The sequence below is a fragment of the Klebsiella sp. FDAARGOS_511 genome (assembly GCF_003812845.1).
Classification (GTDB): Bacteria; Pseudomonadota; Gammaproteobacteria; order Enterobacterales; family Enterobacteriaceae; genus Klebsiella; species Klebsiella grimontii.
In genome coordinates, this window is the sequence record NZ_CP033824.1 from 2,079,257 (window position 1) to 2,095,718 (window position 16,462).

Consider the following 16,462-nt stretch of genomic DNA (forward strand, 5'->3'; position numbering starts at 1 on the left):
ACACTTCGCCTTTGAAAACTATTCACTACCCTACTCAAAATCATTCTGGCTGCATCAAGCTAGCCTGAGGGATGAAGAGTATATAAAAGAGGCGAAGTCCAACGTGGCTCAATTCGTTTATACCATGCATCGTGTCGGCAAAGTGGTTCCGCCGAAACGTCATATTCTGAAAAATATCTCCCTGAGCTTTTTCCCAGGCGCAAAAATCGGCGTTCTCGGCCTGAACGGCGCCGGTAAGTCGACCCTGCTGCGTATTATGGCCGGCATCGATACCGATATCGAAGGCGAAGCGCGTCCGCAGCCAGGTCTGAAAATCGGCTATCTGCCACAGGAGCCGCAGCTCAATCCGGAGCAGACCGTACGTGAGTCGGTTGAAGAAGCAGTGGCCGAAGTGGTCAATGCGCTGAAAGGCCTGGACGAGGTGTACGCCAAATACGCGGAGCCGGATGCCGACTTTGATAAGCTCGCCGCTCAGCAGGGCAAGTTCGAAGAGATTATCCAGGCGCACGATGGCCATAACCTGAACGTCCAGCTTGAGCGCGCAGCGGATGCCCTGCGTCTGCCGGACTGGGACGCGAAAATCGCCAATCTGTCCGGTGGTGAGCGCCGCCGCGTCGCGCTGTGCCGCCTGCTGCTGGAAAAGCCAGACATGCTGCTGCTCGACGAACCAACCAACCACCTGGACGCAGAGTCCGTGGCCTGGCTGGAACGCTTCCTGCACGACTTCGAAGGCACCGTGGTGGCGATCACCCACGACCGTTACTTCCTCGATAACGTCGCCGGCTGGATCCTTGAGCTGGACCGCGGCGAAGGTATTCCGTGGGAAGGTAACTACTCCTCCTGGCTGGAGCAGAAAGATCAGCGTCTGGCGCAGGAAGCATCTCAGGAAGCGGCGCGCCGTAAGTCAATCGAGAAAGAGCTGGAGTGGGTCCGTCAGGGCGCGAAAGGCCGTCAGTCTAAGGGCAAAGCCCGTCTGGCGCGCTTTGAAGAGCTTAACAACGTCGAGTACCAGAAGCGTAACGAGACCAACGAACTGTTTATTCCACCAGGCGCACGTCTGGGAGATAAAGTGGTTGAAGTTAGCAACCTGCGTAAGTCCTATGGCGACCGCCTGCTGATTGACGACCTGAGCTTCTCGGTACCGAAAGGCGCTATCGTCGGCATCATCGGTCCTAACGGCGCGGGTAAATCGACCCTGTTCCGCATGATGTCCGGTCAGGAACAGCCTGATGCCGGTTCAATCACCCTGGGTGAAACCGTCAAGCTGGCCTCCGTCGATCAGTTCCGCGACGCCATGGACAACAGCAAAACCGTATGGGAAGAAGTTTCCGGCGGGCTGGATATCATGAAAATTGGCAACACCGAGATGCCAAGCCGCGCCTACGTGGGCCGCTTTAACTTCAAAGGCGTTGACCAGGGCAAGCGCGTTGGCGAGCTGTCCGGCGGTGAGCGCGGCCGTCTGCATCTGGCGAAGCTGCTGCAGGTGGGCGGTAACGTCCTGCTGCTCGATGAACCGACCAACGACCTGGATATCGAAACCCTGCGCGCGCTGGAAAACGCCCTGCTGGAGTTCCCGGGCTGCGCGATGGTCATCTCGCACGACCGTTGGTTCCTCGACCGCATCGCGACCCATATTCTGGACTACCAGGATGAAGGTAAGGTGGAGTTCTTCGAAGGTAACTTTACCGAATACGAAGAGTACAAGAAACGCACCCTCGGCGCCGATGCGCTGGAGCCGAAGCGTATCAAGTACAAACGTATCGCGAAATAAAAGCAAAAGGGCAACGCAGGTTGCCCTTTTTGGTGGTTGCTCCTCACCCTGTGGGTGACGCAGAGGAGCTTAGCTATCCCTGCTCGCCCATCATCTCTTTTACCAGCTCAACGCAGCGCAGGAAGCGGGCATCGTAATCGGCCTCTTTCACATGCACAAAATCTATCTCATTCTCTTTGAGCAACGACACCAGCATCGTCTGAAACTCCTTGCGGTCTACCGAGCTGCCAAGACTACGTAAACCGTCGGCCACCCACGGCGTGTTGTTTTCCAGCAGGATGACCAGGTCAAAACGATATTCGTCGATCAGCGCCTGAACAAAGGGATGTTCCCGCCCCTCGTACTTGAGACAGAACGCCTGGGTGCTGACAAAGTCCGTGTCGATGAACGCCACCTTGTTGGCATATTTCACCGCGAAATCAATATATTGCGCGTGACCGAGGGCAATTTTGTCATAGTCGGAGTATTGCAGCGCCATCTCATCGCCGCCGAGGTGCGAAAAGACGTAGTCGCGGCCATATTCCCAGGCGCTGGTAGTATTAAAGATATTGGATAGCTTATTCACCAGCGTCGACTTACCGCTCGACTCACCGCCGAGAATCGCCACCGTGCGCACGAAAAACGGCTTCACTTCGGTAGGAATATATTCCCAGTAGCGGAACGGGTTTTCACGAATCTGTCCGCCGCTGATGTTCATAAAGGTGCGTTTAGGATCGATCAGAACGGTTTCAATACCCAGATGCTCCAGATACTGCGGCGCATCGCCCTCTTCCGAGGTGTAGATCCAGTTAGGCTCGATGCCCTTCTCGCTCATAAAGGCGCGGATCCCGCGGCTCCAGACGTCCCAGCCGTGCGGATAGGGTTCCATTCCCTCTTCATTGAAGGCGTGGATGCGGATGTTCTTCTGGTATTTGAAGGTTTGCAGCAGCCAGCGCAGGCGGTCAGGTACGGTCGGCTGCTGCGACATCGCGCTTTTTTCAAACAGCTCACGGTCACGGGGATCGTCGTAGCCCATAATGATATGCAGCTCATCGACCTGGCTACAGGCGCGCTGAATCAAGTAGATGTGTCCGGTATGCAGCGGGTAAAACTTACCAAATACCACGCCAACGCTTTTTTGCCGACGCGGAAACTCCAGCCCGAGAAACCGGTGCAGCGCTTCCAGCTTCTGCGCGCTGGGGCTTTTAATTTTCGCGTTCAGCAGCTGGCTCAGATAGCCTTTTGTCATCCCGCTGGCGTCAGCTACCTGCTGTAGCGTACAACCCTTCTGCTTAATGGCGCTTTTTAAATAGTCAAATGACGACATAGCGAGTCTCCTTTTCACTTATTATAAGTCGTCAAAGACGCTAAGTGCGTCCGCAAGCTTTTTCACGCCAAAGATTTGCATCCCTTCCGGCGCTTTTTTCGGCACATTCGCTGCCGGAACAATCGCCCGACGAAAGCCATGCTTAGCCGCTTCTGAAATACGCTCCTGGCCGCTCGGCACCGGGCGAATTTCACCTGCGAGACCCACTTCGCCAAAAACCACCAGGTCCTGGGGCAGCGGACGGTCGCGCAGGCTGGAAACCATCGCCAGCAGCAGCGCCAGATCGGCGCTGGTTTCGGTGACCTTCACCCCACCAACCACGTTGACGAAGACGTCCTGGTCGGCCATCTGCAGACCGCCGTGACGATGCAGAACCGCCAGCAGGATCGCCAGACGGTTCTGCTCCAGCCCCACCGCCACGCGGCGCGGGTTGGACATCATCGAGTGATCGACCAGCGCCTGGATCTCCACCAGCAGCGGTCGCGTGCCTTCCCAGACCACCATCACCGAACTACCGGAAGTCACTTCGTCCCCGCGGCTCAAAAAGATGGCCGAGGGGTTGCTCACTTCACGTAGACCCTGCTCGGTCATGGCGAATACGCCCAGCTCGTTGACCGCGCCGAAGCGGTTTTTATGGCTGCGCAGGGTGCGGAAACGAGAGTCGGCGTCGCCGTCGAGCAGCACGGAGCAGTCGATACAATGCTCCAGCACTTTCGGCCCGGCCAGCGAGCCGTCTTTGGTAACGTGGCCGACCATGACGATAGCCACGCCGCGCGTCTTGGCAAAGCGCGTTAAATAGGCCGCCGTTTCGCGCACCTGGGCCACACTCCCCGGCGACGACTGCACGTCGGCCATATGCATTACCTGGATGGAGTCGATAACCATCAGCTGCGGCTTTTCTTCATCGGCAATCTGGCAAATCTGCTCAATGCTGGTTTCTGACAGCATATTCAGATTGGCCGTCGGCAGGCCTAAACGGTGAGCGCGCATCGCCACCTGCTGAAGCGACTCTTCCCCGGTGACGTAGAGCGTTTTCATGCCTTCGGCGAGCTTACACAGGGTTTGCAGCAGCAGCGTCGACTTACCCGCGCCGGGATTGCCGCCGATCAGAATCGCGCTCCCCGGCACCACGCCGCCGCCGAGCACGCGGTCAAACTCTTTAAATCCGGTAGAAAAACGCGGCAGTGCTTCCAGGCTGATATCGGAGAGCTTCTGCACTTTCGACACGCCAGCATTACCGGCATACCCTGACAAGCGTTCGTTTCTTGCCACCTGCGGCGAAGCGGCAATGCGCATCTCGGTTATGGTATTCCAGGCATGACAGGCGCTGCACTGCCCCTGCCAGCGCGGATAATCCGCACCGCATTCATTACAGACAAATGCGCGTTTTGGAGCTTTCGCCACGTTAACCTCTTACTTTTGATTCATGCTGCCGGAGAGAATACAGAATACCCCCATCAGGTCAGCGTGGCGGATTGTCACTTCCGCCAGTTCATTAACTTTTGGCTTAGCATGATAGGCAATGCCGAGCCCTGCCGCTTTAATCATCGGCAGATCGTTTGCGCCATCGCCAATGGCGACGGTTTGCGCCGGCGGGATCTCATACTTTTCCGCCAGTTTACGCAGCGTATTGGCTTTATATTTCGCATCGACAATATCGCCGATGACGTTGCCGGTCAGCTTACCCTCCCTGATCTCCAGTTCGTTGGCGAACACCGCGTCGAGATGCAGCTTGTCGCGCAGATATTCGGCAAAGAAGGTGAAGCCGCCGGAGGCGATCGCCACCTTCCAGCCAAGCGTTTCCAACTTCAGCACCAACTGGGTCAACCCCGGCATCAGCGGTAGCGTTTCGCGCACCTGCAGCAGAATGCTGGCATCGGCATCTTTCAGGGTCGCCACGCGCTGGCGCAGGCTGGCGGTGAAATCAAGTTCGCCGCGCATCGCGCGCTCGGTCACTTCCGAGACCAGCTCGCCGGTCCCGGCCAGTTTGGCGATTTCATCGATACACTCAATTTGAATCGCCGTCGAGTCCATATCCATGACCAGTAAGCCCGGCGTACGTAAATGCGGGATTTTGCCCAGCGGCGCCACGTCAAACCCGGCCTCATGGGCCAGACGGGTGGCACGAAGCGTAAGGGAGCCCGCCAGCCGCATCACCTGGTAGTCGTCAACCGCCCAGGAGGCGACGATAACCAGCGCCGCGCCCAGCTCGCGCTGCCACTCGGTCAGACGATGCTTGTTAATGCCGCGACCATACAGCAGCCAACCGCTGCGTCCGGCATGATAGTCCAACGGCATGACCTCATCACCGCTCAGGGAAAGCGGCAATCCAGGCCACAGGGAAACATCTTCAGGCAGGTCGCACCAGGTCAAACTGTTTGGCATCACGGCTCCACATAACTTCATTCAGGCGAGGAAAATAACGCATGAGGCTACCTTGTAACCAGCGCTTCTGGCAACATTAAGCTGCAAATTTTCAAAGGTGGAATATGGTACGCGCAAAACTTAAATTCCGACTGCATCGCGCGGTAATTGTTCTGATCTGTCTCGCACTCCTCGTCGCCCTGATGCAGGGGGCCTCCTGGTTCAGCCAGAACAGTCAGAAGCAGCGCAATCCGCAGCTGGAAGAACTGGCACGCACGCTCGCCCAGCAGGTCACGCTAAACCTGGCGCCGCTGTTGCGTAGCGAAACGCCTGATGAAAAGCGGATTAGCCAGCTGCTGGAACAGCTTACCCACAAAAGTCGCATCCTCGACGCCGGCGTTTATGACGAACAGGGCGACCTGGTGGCGCGTTCCGGCGAAAGCGTCGAGGTACGCGATCGGCTGGCGCTGGACGGTAAAAAAGCGGGCGGTTACTTCAACCAGCAAATCGTCGAGCCTATCCAGGGTAAAAACGGCCCGCTCGGCTACCTGCGCCTGACGCTGGATACCCATACCTTAGCCACCGAAGCGCAGCAGGTCGATAATACCACCAATATCCTGCGTCTGATGCTGCTGCTATCGTTGGCCATCGGCGTCGTCCTGACGCGCACCCTGCTGCAGGGGAAACGTACCCGCTGGCAGCAATCGCCTTTCCTGCTCACCGCCAATAAGCCGGTGCAGGATGAAGATAAAGATGAATCAGAATAAGGAAATCACTATGTCTACGCTGCGCCTGCTGCTCTCTGACTCTTACGACCCCTGGTTCAACCTGGCGGTTGAGGAGTCTATTTTTCGCCAGATGCCCGCCACTCAGCGGGTGCTGTTCCTGTGGCGCAATGCCGATACGGTGGTCATTGGCCGGGCGCAAAACCCGTGGAAAGAGTGCAATACCCGACGCATGGAAGAAGATAACGTGCGCCTGGCGCGTCGCAGCAGCGGCGGCGGCGCGGTATTCCACGATCTGGGCAATACCTGCTTTACCTTTATGGCTGGCAAACCGGAGTACGATAAAACCGTTTCCACGAATATCGTCCTGTCGGCGCTGAATGCGCTGGGCGTCACGGCGGAAGCCTCGGGCCGTAACGATCTGGTGGTCAAAACCGCCGACGGCGAGCGCAAGGTCTCCGGTTCCGCCTATCGCGAAACGATGGATCGCGGCTTTCACCACGGTACGCTGCTGCTGAACGCCGATTTAAGCCGCCTGGCCAACTACCTCAATCCCGATAAGAAGAAGCTGCAGGCCAAAGGCATTACCTCCGTGCGCGGACGGGTAGCCAATCTGGTCGAGCTGCTGCCGGGCATTACCCATCAGCAGGTTTGCGAGGCGATTCAGGAGGCGTTCTTCGCCCATTACGGCGAGCGCGTAGAGGCCGAAGTTATCTCTCCGGAGAAAATGCCGGACCTGCCGAATTTTCCCGCAACCTTTGCGCGACAGAGCAGTTGGGAGTGGAACTTTGGCCAGGCGCCCGCCTTTAGCCATCTGCTGGATGAACGTTTTACCTGGGGCGGCGTAGAGCTCCATTTCGATGTTGAAAAAGGCCATATCACGCGCACGCAGATTTTTACCGACAGCCTCAACCCGGCGCCGCTGGAGGCGCTGGCTACCAGATTGCAGGGTTGCCTCTACCGCGCGGATATACTGCAACAGGAGTGCGAGGCGTTATTGGCGGATTTCCCGGAGCAGGAGAAAGCGCTACGGGAGCTGTCGGCATGGATTGCCGGCGCGGTGCGCTAGCGCGGTCAGAGCCTCTCATCCCGGCCCTCTCCCATAGGGAGAGGGAGGAAGAGATGATTACTCTTTATCGCCCAGCAGAACGGATTCCAGCGCGATTTTAATCATGTCGTTGAAGGTCGTCTGACGTTCAGCGGAGCTGGTCTGCTCGTGGGTACGGATGTGGTCGGAGACCGTGCAGATGGTCAACGCTTTAGCGCCAAATTCCGCCGCGACGCCGTAGATCCCGGCCGCTTCCATTTCCACGCCCAGGATGCCGTATTTTTCCATCACGTCGAACATTTCACCGCCGTCCGGCGCATAGAACAGGTCAGCGGAAAAAATGTTGCCCACGCGAGCGTCAACGCCCAGCGCTTTTGCCGCGTCAACCGCGTTACGCACCATGCCAAAGTCGGCAATCGCCGCAAAGTCGTGGTCCTTAAAACGCATACGGTTAACTTTAGAGTCGGTGCAGGCACCCATGCCGATAACCACGTCGCGCAGCTTAACGTCCATACGCACCGCGCCGCAGGAGCCTACGCGAATGATTTTTTTTACGCCGAAGTCGGTGATCAGCTCTTTTGCGTAAATGGAGCAGGACGGGATCCCCATACCGTGACCCATAACGGAAATTTTGCGGCCTTTATAGGTACCGGTGAAGCCCAGCATACCGCGCACGTTGTTCACTTCACGAACATCTTCAAGGAACGTTTCTGCAATGTGCTTCGCGCGCAGCGGGTCGCCCGGCATCAGCACAACGTCAGCGAAATCGCCCATTTCTGCATTAATGTGTGGAGTAGCCATCGTTAAATCCTTCTGAATGTTGTTGCCTGCTGGCGGCAGCGCCTTATCAGGCCTACAAAAAAGGCCCGGGGAGCGTCGCTCACCGGGCAAATAATCACAGCATGTTTTTGCCGTATTCCATCGCAGAGGTACCGAAGTACGTCGCCAGGGTCTGGCCAATATCAGCGAAGGTTTCACGGTGCCCCAGCGAGCCCGGCTTCACTTTCGGGCCATAGATCAGCACCGGAATGTGTTCACGAGTATGGTCGGTACCGGTCCAGGTCGGGTCGCAGCCGTGGTCGGCGGTCAGGATCAGAATGTCATCTTCCCCGACCAGCGCCATCAGCTCCGGCAGACGGCGATCGAACAGCTCCAGCCCTGCGGCATAGCCTGCAACGTCGCGGCGGTGGCCCCAGGAAGAGTCGAAGTCTACGAAGTTGGTGAAGACGATGGTTTCGTCCCCCGCTTCTTTCATCTCTTTGATGGTGGCGTCAAACAGCGCATCCAGGCCCGTCGCTTTCACTTTTTTAGTGATACCGCAGTTGGCGTAGATATCGGCGATTTTACCCACCGATACAACCTGGCCCTTTTTCTCGTCGACCAGCTTCTGCAGTACCGTCGGCGCCGGCGGCTCAACGGCCAAATCGTGGCGGTTACCGGTGCGCTGGAAGTTGCCGGCTTTGTCTCCGATAAACGGACGCGCGATCACGCGACCAATGTTGTAGCCGCCTTCGGTCAGCTCTTCACGCGCGATTTCACACAGCTCGTACAGCTTATCGAGACCATAGGTCTCTTCATGGCAGGCAATCTGGAATACCGAGTCAGCGGAGGTATAGAAAATCGGCTTGCCGGTTTTCATATGCTCTTCGCCCAACTGGTCGAGGATAACGGTACCGGAAGAGTGACAGTTGCCGAGGTAGCCCGGCAGGTTGGCGCGCTTAACCAGTTTATCCAGAAGCTCCTGCGGGAAGCTGTTTTCATGCTCGGGGAAATAGCCCCAGTCAAAGAGAACCGGTACGCCGGCGATTTCCCAGTGGCCTGACGGGGTGTCTTTGCCTGAAGAGAGCTCATGCGCCCATGCGTAAGCGCCGATAACGTCCGCGTTGCCGTCCATACCGGCGGCAATTTTACCGGTAGAACCCTCATGGGCTTTAACCAGCCCCAGACGGGTCAGATTCGGTAGATTGAGCGGGCCTTTGCGGCCATTGTCAGCCTCGCCTTTGGCGCAGGCTTCTGCAATATGGCCCATGGTGTCTGAACCGACGTCGCCAAAGCGATCGGCGTCTTCAGTCGCACCGATGCCGAATGAGTCCAGCACCATAATAAATGCACGTTTCATATTATTCTCCGTACCTTTTGCGCTGCAAAAAAGCGATCAGATCAGTATATAACTATTCGGTGATACGACGATAGACCGTCGGCGTCATTTCAGGCGCTTTATCGTCAAGTTTAATGGCCGCTTTCACGGCTTTGGCCGCTTCCTGCCAGCTGTTTTCGTCTTTAGCATGGATAACCGCCAGCGGCTGCTGTGCGTCGATACGCGCGCCGAGGCGAACCATATCGGTGAAACCGACGCTGTAATCAATCAGATCCGATGCCTGACGGCGACCGCCGCCCATTGACACCACCGCCATGCCCAGCGCGCGGGTGTCCATTTCGGCGACAAACCCTTCGCCTTCGGCATAGACCGCTTTGCTCAGCATCGCGGACGGTAGATACTTATCGTAGTTTTCCACGAAGTCGTTCGGCCCTTTTTGCGCCGCCACCATCCGGCCGAAGACTTCTGCGGCTTTACCGTTATCCAGCACCGCCTGTAGCTTCGCCCGCGCGTCGGCGTCGTTCTCCGCCAGCTTGCCGGAAATCAGCATCTCGACGCATAGCGCCATCGTCACCTCAAGCAGCCTCGGATTGCGGTACTCGCCGGTGAGGAACTGCACGGCTTCACGCACTTCCACCGCATTACCGGCGCTGGAAGCCAGCACCTGATTCATATCGGTTAACAGCGCGGTCGTTCGCACGCCGGCGCCGTTGGATACCCCGACGATAGCTTCAGCCAGCGCGGCGGAAAGTTCATAAGTAGGCATAAAGGCGCCGCTGCCGACTTTGACATCCATCACCAGCGCGTCCAGGCCTTCCGCCAGCTTTTTGGCGAGAATCGAGGCGGTAATCAGCGGGATAGAGTCCACCGTCGCGGTGATATCGCGCGTGGCGTAAAAACGTTTGTCAGCCGGTGCCAGAGAGCTGGTCTGCCCGATAATCGCGACACCGACATCTTTAATGATTTCGCGGAAGCGGCTATCGTCCGGGAAAATATCGAACCCCGGAATCGCCTCCAGCTTATCGAGCGTACCGCCGGTGTGCCCGAGGCCGCGCCCGGAGATCATCGGCACATAGCCGCCGCAGGCCGCAACCATCGGCCCCAGCATCAGCGAGGTCACATCGCCTACGCCGCCGGTGGAGTGTTTATCGACGATGGGGCCATTAAGGTTAAGATGCTTCCAGTTCAGAACGGTTCCTGAATCCCGCATCGCCATGGTCAGCGAAACGCGTTCCGGCATAGACATATCGTGGAAAAAAATGGTCATCGCCAGCGCGGCGATCTGCCCTTCTGAGACGCTGTTATCGCGGATACCGTTGATGAAAAAGCGAATTTCTTCATCGCTCAGCGCATGACCATCACGTTTTTTACGAATAATTTCTTGTGCGAGAAACAAGATAACCTCCCGGGGAAAGAGTCAAAGACCAACCGCAGGCCGGACAGCATCCGGCCTTGAGGTCGGCAAATTACGTTTTAGTAGCTGCTGGCGCTCTTACCATCGCCGTGACCCAGCGCTTTCAGCAGGCTTGCCAGCAGGCTGGAGGCGCCAAAACGGTAGTGGCGAGAGTCGGCCCAGTCGGCACCGAACAGCTCATCAGCAATCGCGAGGAATTTTTGCGCGTCTTCTGCGCTACGCACGCCGCCTGCTGGCTTGAAGCCGACGCTCTGCTGAACGCCCATATCGCGGATGACCTCCAGCATGATGCGCGCGCTTTCCGGGGTCGCGTTCACCGGAACTTTACCGGTAGAGGTTTTGATGAAGTCGGCGCCGGCTTTGATAGCGATTTCAGACGCTTTACGAATCAGCGCTTCTTCTTTCAATTCGCCGGTTTCGATAATCACTTTCAGCAGCACGTTTGCTGCCGCGCAGGCTTCTTTACAGGCTTTCACCAGGTCAAAACCGACCTGTTCATTGCCCGCAATTAGCGCACGATAAGGGAACACGACGTCAACTTCGTCAGCGCCGTAAGCGATCGCCGCGCGGGTTTCCGCCAGCGCGATATCAATATCATCGTTACCGTGCGGGAAGTTGGTCACCGTCGCGATACGAATATCCGGGGTACCTTGCTCGTTCAGCGTTTTACGCGCGATCGGGATAAAGCGCGGGTAGATGCATACTGCAGCAGTATTCCCTACCGGTGTTTTGGCCTGGTGACACAGCGCGATCACTTTTTCATTGGTGTCGTCATCATTCAGGGTGGTCAGGTCCATCAGTTTCAACGCGCGCAGGCTGCTTGCCGTTAAATCAGTCATTTCATACTCCGACGGCGTAGTGCCGTTTTAAAGTTTGTTCACCTTGCGAGTCTGTTACTATTGTAACATTCCCTCGCCGCTACACTTCGATACACATCACAGTTAATGAAAACTAATTACTAATTTGCATTACTGTATAGTGATACAAATCACATAACAAAGCCTAATCCGTGCTCTTCCAATGCCAGACTCTCTTTAAGCATAATCAGGAATCGCCACTCCGAATCAATGTTATTATTATAACACCATCAGGCAACAAGCCACGATACCGACACGGGCATTTTGTGCAAAAAAAGGCCATAAAGATCATTACATACTGATAAATAAAGAATTATATAATGATAGGATTTTAACATTCTGAAGTGAGAACCCCACGACGGCAATGCCGCGGGGTTCTTAGCGTGCAAGAGGGCGTTACAGCGCGAGGAATACGCCCGCTATCGTGGCGCTCATCAGGTTAGACAGTGTCCCCGCCGCCACGGCCCGCATACCCAGCTGGGCAATTTCCTGACGGCGATTAGGCGCCATGCCGCCCAGTCCGCCAATCAGGATCGCAATGGATGACAGATTGGCAAAACCGCACAGGGCAAACGAGATGATGGCCTTGGTGTGAGTTGAAATCACCTGCAAACCGGCGGCAGCGACCTCGGCGTCGGCTTTCAGGTATTCACCGAAATTCATATAGGCCACAAACTCGTTGATAATCAGCTTCTGGCCGATAAACGAGCCGGCAACGGTGGCTTCATTCCACGGCACGCCAATCACCCACGCCAGCGGCGAGAAGACCCAGCCGAGGATCATTTGCAGCGACAGGTCCGGATGGTTAAACCAGCCGCCCACGCCGGAGAGAATACCGTTAACCAGGGCAATCAGCGCGATAAACGCCAGCAGCATCGCCCCGACGTTCAGCGCCAGCTGCATCCCGGAAGCCGCGCCAGATGCAGCGGCATCCAACACGTTCGCCGGCGCCTGCGGATCGGCGTCATTTTTATCCATCGCCGGGTTGTCCCGGGGCTGCTCGGTTTCCGGCACGATAATCTTCGCAAACAGCAGGCCGCCCGGGGCCGCCATAAACGAAGCGGCAATCAGGTATTCCAGCGGTACGCCCATCTGCGCGTAACCGGCCAGAACGGAGCCCGCAACCGAGGCCAGGCCCCCGCACATCACCGCAAAGAGCTCGGAACGGGTCATGGTGGCGATATATGGACGCACCACCAGCGGCGCTTCGGTCTGGCCAACAAAGATGTTCGCCGTGGCAGAGAGCGATTCCGTGCGCGAGGTTTTCAGTACCGCCCGCAGCGCCCCGCCGAGAATGCGGATAACACATTGCATGATGCCGAGGTAATAAAGCACGGCGATCAGCGACGAGAAGAAGACAATGACTGGCAGGACGCGCAGGGCAAAAACAAACCCGCCACCGCCGAAGACTTCAAACATCTTGTCGGAAACCAGCCCACCAAAGATAAAGCCGATCCCTTCATTGCCGTAAGCAATCACGTTAGCAACGCCATTCGACATGGCCAGCAGCGCCGTGCGCCCGGCCGGCACGTAGAGAATTAACGCGCCGATCCCCACCTGGATAATCCAGGCGCCGAGGACGGTACGCAGGTTGATGGCTTTTCGATTACTGGAGAGGAGCACAGCGATGGCTAACAACACCACCATGCCGATAAGTCCCATGATAATTTGCATACAGAGTCCCTGTGTATTGAGAGTTCAGCCTAAAACCCCGCGATTATAACGGCATGAAACCATCATGCTCATTTCAGCTCACACATTTTAAGCAAAACAATGAGATAAAAAGGCAGGAATGAGACACAGGTCACTCAAAAAAGCGTTATGGGAGCGCAAAAATCGCATTTGTATTATCAATCAGGGTATTAGCTATCTCTTCCGCGGGCTCCGGGCGTAGCTCACATAAGGTGGAGAAGACGCGAGCCGCCCGTTCTGGCCTGTTCGGCTGCCCCTGAAAACCGTTCAATGGCATATCCGGCGCATCGGTCTCCAGCAGCAGCGCCGAAAGCGGCAGCTGCGCCATCACAGCGCGGGTCTTACTGGCGCGCGGATAGGTAATTGTGCCACCAACGCCAATCTTGTAGCCCAGTTGCACAAACCGCTCCGCCTGCTGAAGGCTACCGGCAAAACCGTGCACTACGCCGGTTCGCGGTAAAGCGTGCTTTTTCAGCAGCATCGCCAGCTTGTCGTGAGTGCGTCTGGAGTGGAGGATCGCCGGCAAATCGTAGCGTTTCGCCAGCCGCATCTGCGCCTCAAATACAGAAACCTGACGCTCAAACTGCGGATCTTCGCGATAGAGATCGAGACCGATTTCCCCAACCGCGACCAGCTTAGCATCGCGTTTCGCCAGGCAGGCTTCAAGCCGTTCAAGACTCTCTGCGCTATGCCGTTCAATCGCTATCGGGTGGAGGCCTAAGGCGGCGTAGAGCTCATCATATTTCCCCGCCAGCGCTAACACGCGGGCAAAGTTATCCGCTTCTGTCGCAGGTACCACGATCTGCGTCACGCCAGCCTCCGCCGCCCGGGCAATGCTGGCGCTTTCGTCGCCGGTGAAAGGGGGAAAATCGAAATGGCAGTGAGTATCAATAAATCGTAGGGTCACGCCAGGTCCTCATTTTCAAAGCTGGCATCATTGGCCTGCACCGCCGCGATGACCGGCGCCTGAGGGATCTCATTGGCCACCGGCGCTGGCGGAATAACGACCGTTTTCGGTACCGCAATACGCGGCGCGTGGCGCAGCAGCGGCGGTCTGTCGGCCAGCAGTTTACCGACGGTAGCGAGAAAGTAGCGCCCGCACTGGCGCCCGGTCTTGTAGTCCTCCAGCAACGCCGGAAGACGGCTGCCTAACGCCATACTCTTCAACGGCTTCTGCGGATAAATTTCCAGAATTCTCAGCTTACCCGGCGGTTTTTCAATGAACTCTTGCGTGGAGCGATAGGTAGTTTCGTGATGCTGCACCAGATTCACAAACGGCTGCAGACTACTTTCGCCAAGCCAGCGCTCCATCCGTTTAAACCACTGCGGGGTGTAGTACATCTGGGACGGAACGGTACGGATCACCACGATGGTTTGCGCCCCTCGACGGGCTGCCTCCTGGACGGGGATCGCATCGCTGACGCCGCCGTCAAGATAGCTCACGCCATCCAGCAGCACGCCGCTGCGGTAAAAACCGGGAATGGCGCTGGAGGCGCGAATCAGGTCAAGCCAGGTCTGCTGAGTGGGGGAAAAGTAGTTTGGCGTGTAATCATCGCCGCGACAGGCGCACATCCAGAACTCTTTGCCCTGGGCAAAACAATCTTCAGCATAGGCCATCGCCAGCGGCATCTTTTTCGAGGTGGTGTCGACCAGCCAGTCAAGATCGATAAGATTTCCGCCGCGCACAAAACGCATCGGGTCGAAAAACTCGCGGGCGGTGGTGTAGCGGGTGATCACTTTGCGGGCATAGCCGGGCTGGTTGCACAGATAGGCCGAGAGATTTTGCGCCCCGGCAGAGGTACCGAACATCATGTCGAACGGGTTGAATCCCGCGCGCATAAATTCGTCCAGCACCCCGGCGGTAAAAATCCCTCTCTGCCCCCCGCCTTCGCACACCAGTGCGAGCCTGCCCGGCTGGAAGGGTTTAACAGATAACGGCGTAATGTTGCCCAACGTAACGGGAATTCGCTGCCCCACCCTGCTTTCCTGTCTGGCTTATTATAAAAACAAAGGTAACGCAATTTTTAACGCCCTGAAACTGAGAAAGCCAGTCACATTGACTGGCTTTATGTAAGACGGTATTTCACGCGTTAACGTCTAGGGACGCCGACGGCCGGTAAACAGGCTGACCAGGAACAGGATAATACCGACAACGAAGACAATTTTCGCAGCCCAGGCAGCGGTACCCGCCAGGCCACCAAAGCCCAGAGCGGCGGCAATTAACGCGATCACCAGAAAAATAATGCCCCATCTAAACATACGTCTCTCCTTACCATAGTTAATGACGGTCGATTTTCTGCGCACTCAGGCCGCGCATACACAACCCTGTGGTGCTACACATCCTGCGGAAAGACCGCAGAATAAATTTTTTAGTGAATAGATTTATTTGACGCTAAGGTCATTCTTCACGCTTTTGACGCCGGAAACGGCTTTCGCAATACCTTCCGCCCGCTCCGACTGCTTACTGGACTCGACCGTACCGGATAAATGTACAACGCCATCGGTGGTCTCAACCTTCACGTTACGCGACGGAACGATATCGTCAGCCAGCAATTTCGCTTTGATCTCGCTGGTCACCGCCGTGTCGCCGGCATAGCCCTTCAGCGAAGCAGATTTTTCGTTCTGTACGCTAAGCTTGTCGTTAACGGAGGTCACGCCTTCAACCGCTTTCGCAACGCTAAGCGCCTGCTTATGCTGCTCTGAACTGTCAACCGTACCGCTTAAGGTGACGACTTTATTTTCAGTTTTCACAGAGATATCGGTGCTGCGAATATCTTTATGATCGATCAGCGCCGCTTTCACCCTGGCGGTGATGGTGCTGTCGTCCATAAAATTCCCGACTTTGTTCATCGAATTATCAACGGCTTGCCCGGCATTGCTTGCTGCGGATTTCGCGCTGTCTACGGTCGAGTTTTCCGCATACGCCGAAGCGCTGATTATTGCTGAGCCCAGGAAGAGGGCCAGGAGTGTCTTGCCGCTCTTAAGTCTTGTCATCGTTTTTCCTCGTTATATCTAAGCAGGTAAAGCAAAATAAGTAGACTATTAAGCCAGGATTCCAAAAATTACTTATTAAATGTAGTAGATACGCAGAAGAGTGCGGCATGATCGGGTAAAAAAGCGCGCAAAACGGTAAGAATTAAGAACTTTCCAGAAAGGGCAAACCGAGGGGAAAATGACGTGGAGCGCG

The 16,462-nt window shown here is 56.4% G+C and carries 15 protein-coding genes; 3 read left to right on the plus strand and 12 right to left on the minus strand.

All coding sequences use genetic code 11. The annotated features are described in order from the left end of the window. Nucleotides 1–103 precede the first annotated feature (103 nt). The gene (gene ettA / locus EGY08_RS10950; protein ID WP_014227837.1) at nt 104–1,771 is read left to right on the plus strand and encodes an energy-dependent translational throttle protein EttA; all 1,668 of its coding nucleotides are present in this window, start codon (nt 104–106) and stop codon (nt 1,769–1,771) included. 73 nt (nt 1,772–1,844) lie between these two features. Here ettA and nadR read toward each other — a convergent pair whose 3' ends face one another. The 3 genes from nadR to serB are packed head-to-tail and all read right to left on the minus strand — an operon-like array spanning nt 1,845 to nt 5,462. Continuing rightward, entirely contained in the window at nt 1,845–3,077 is a 1,233-nt protein-coding gene (nadR, locus tag EGY08_RS10955; RefSeq protein WP_004128716.1) for a multifunctional transcriptional regulator/nicotinamide-nucleotide adenylyltransferase/ribosylnicotinamide kinase NadR, read from the minus strand. A 21-nt stretch (nt 3,078–3,098) separates the two neighbouring features. Beyond that, nucleotides 3,099–4,481: a DNA repair protein RadA gene (radA, locus tag EGY08_RS10960; protein WP_004128714.1), complete on the minus strand. Its 1,383-nt coding sequence runs from the start codon at nt 4,479–4,481 to the stop codon at nt 3,099–3,101. 9 nt (nt 4,482–4,490) lie between these two features. Continuing rightward, a complete protein-coding gene (gene serB, locus EGY08_RS10965) occupies nt 4,491–5,462 on the minus strand; it encodes a phosphoserine phosphatase (RefSeq protein WP_123828482.1) in 972 nt (323 codons plus the stop codon). A 104-nt stretch (nt 5,463–5,566) separates the two neighbouring features. Here serB and EGY08_RS10975 point away from each other — a divergent pair, with 104 nt between their 5' ends. After that, on the plus strand, nt 5,567–6,208 hold the full coding sequence (locus tag EGY08_RS10975; protein ID WP_004128710.1) for a YtjB family periplasmic protein: 642 nt from the start codon (nt 5,567–5,569) through the stop codon (nt 6,206–6,208). A gap of 10 nt (nt 6,209–6,218) precedes the next feature. After that, on the plus strand, nt 6,219–7,235 hold the full coding sequence (gene lplA / locus EGY08_RS10980; protein WP_004128708.1) for a lipoate--protein ligase LplA: 1,017 nt from the start codon (nt 6,219–6,221) through the stop codon (nt 7,233–7,235). A gap of 57 nt (nt 7,236–7,292) precedes the next feature. On the opposite strand, the gene deoD is transcribed toward lplA, so the two are convergent. The 9 genes from deoD to osmY form a co-directional block, all read right to left on the minus strand. After that, nucleotides 7,293–8,015 (minus strand): purine-nucleoside phosphorylase, encoded by a 723-nt coding sequence (gene deoD / locus EGY08_RS10985; protein ID WP_004098401.1) that lies wholly within the window; start codon nt 8,013–8,015, stop codon nt 7,293–7,295. A 94-nt stretch (nt 8,016–8,109) separates the two neighbouring features. Further along, on the minus strand, nt 8,110–9,333 hold the full coding sequence (gene deoB / locus EGY08_RS10990) for a phosphopentomutase (RefSeq protein ID WP_004128706.1): 1,224 nt from the start codon (nt 9,331–9,333) through the stop codon (nt 8,110–8,112). Between the two features lie 52 nt (nt 9,334–9,385). After that, nucleotides 9,386–10,708, minus strand: a complete 1,323-nt coding sequence (deoA, locus tag EGY08_RS10995) for a thymidine phosphorylase (protein ID WP_049123169.1) — start codon at nt 10,706–10,708, stop codon at nt 9,386–9,388. Between the two features lie 77 nt (nt 10,709–10,785). Beyond that, nucleotides 10,786–11,565, minus strand: a complete 780-nt coding sequence (gene deoC / locus EGY08_RS11000) for a deoxyribose-phosphate aldolase (protein WP_004128701.1) — start codon at nt 11,563–11,565, stop codon at nt 10,786–10,788. Nucleotides 11,566–11,979: 414 nt separating this feature from the next. Further along, nucleotides 11,980–13,257, minus strand: coding sequence for a NupC/NupG family nucleoside CNT transporter (locus EGY08_RS11005; protein WP_123828483.1), 1,278 nt, complete (start codon nt 13,255–13,257; stop codon nt 11,980–11,982). Between the two features lie 145 nt (nt 13,258–13,402). Continuing rightward, nucleotides 13,403–14,182 carry a metal-dependent hydrolase gene (locus tag EGY08_RS11010; protein ID WP_004128696.1) on the minus strand — a complete coding sequence of 260 codons (780 nt, stop codon included), beginning with the start codon at nt 14,180–14,182 and terminating at the stop codon, nt 13,403–13,405. Continuing rightward, on the minus strand, nt 14,179–15,252 hold the full coding sequence (locus tag EGY08_RS11015) for a patatin-like phospholipase family protein (protein WP_004128693.1): 1,074 nt from the start codon (nt 15,250–15,252) through the stop codon (nt 14,179–14,181). The genes EGY08_RS11010 and EGY08_RS11015 overlap by 4 nt, the downstream gene beginning before the upstream one ends. A gap of 120 nt (nt 15,253–15,372) precedes the next feature. Then, nucleotides 15,373–15,534 carry a DUF1328 domain-containing protein gene (locus tag EGY08_RS11020; protein WP_003856556.1) on the minus strand — a complete coding sequence of 54 codons (162 nt, stop codon included), beginning with the start codon at nt 15,532–15,534 and terminating at the stop codon, nt 15,373–15,375. A 123-nt stretch (nt 15,535–15,657) separates the two neighbouring features. After that, a complete protein-coding gene (osmY, locus tag EGY08_RS11025) occupies nt 15,658–16,269 on the minus strand; it encodes a molecular chaperone OsmY (protein ID WP_004128691.1) in 612 nt (203 codons plus the stop codon). Nucleotides 16,270–16,462 lie beyond the last annotated feature (193 nt).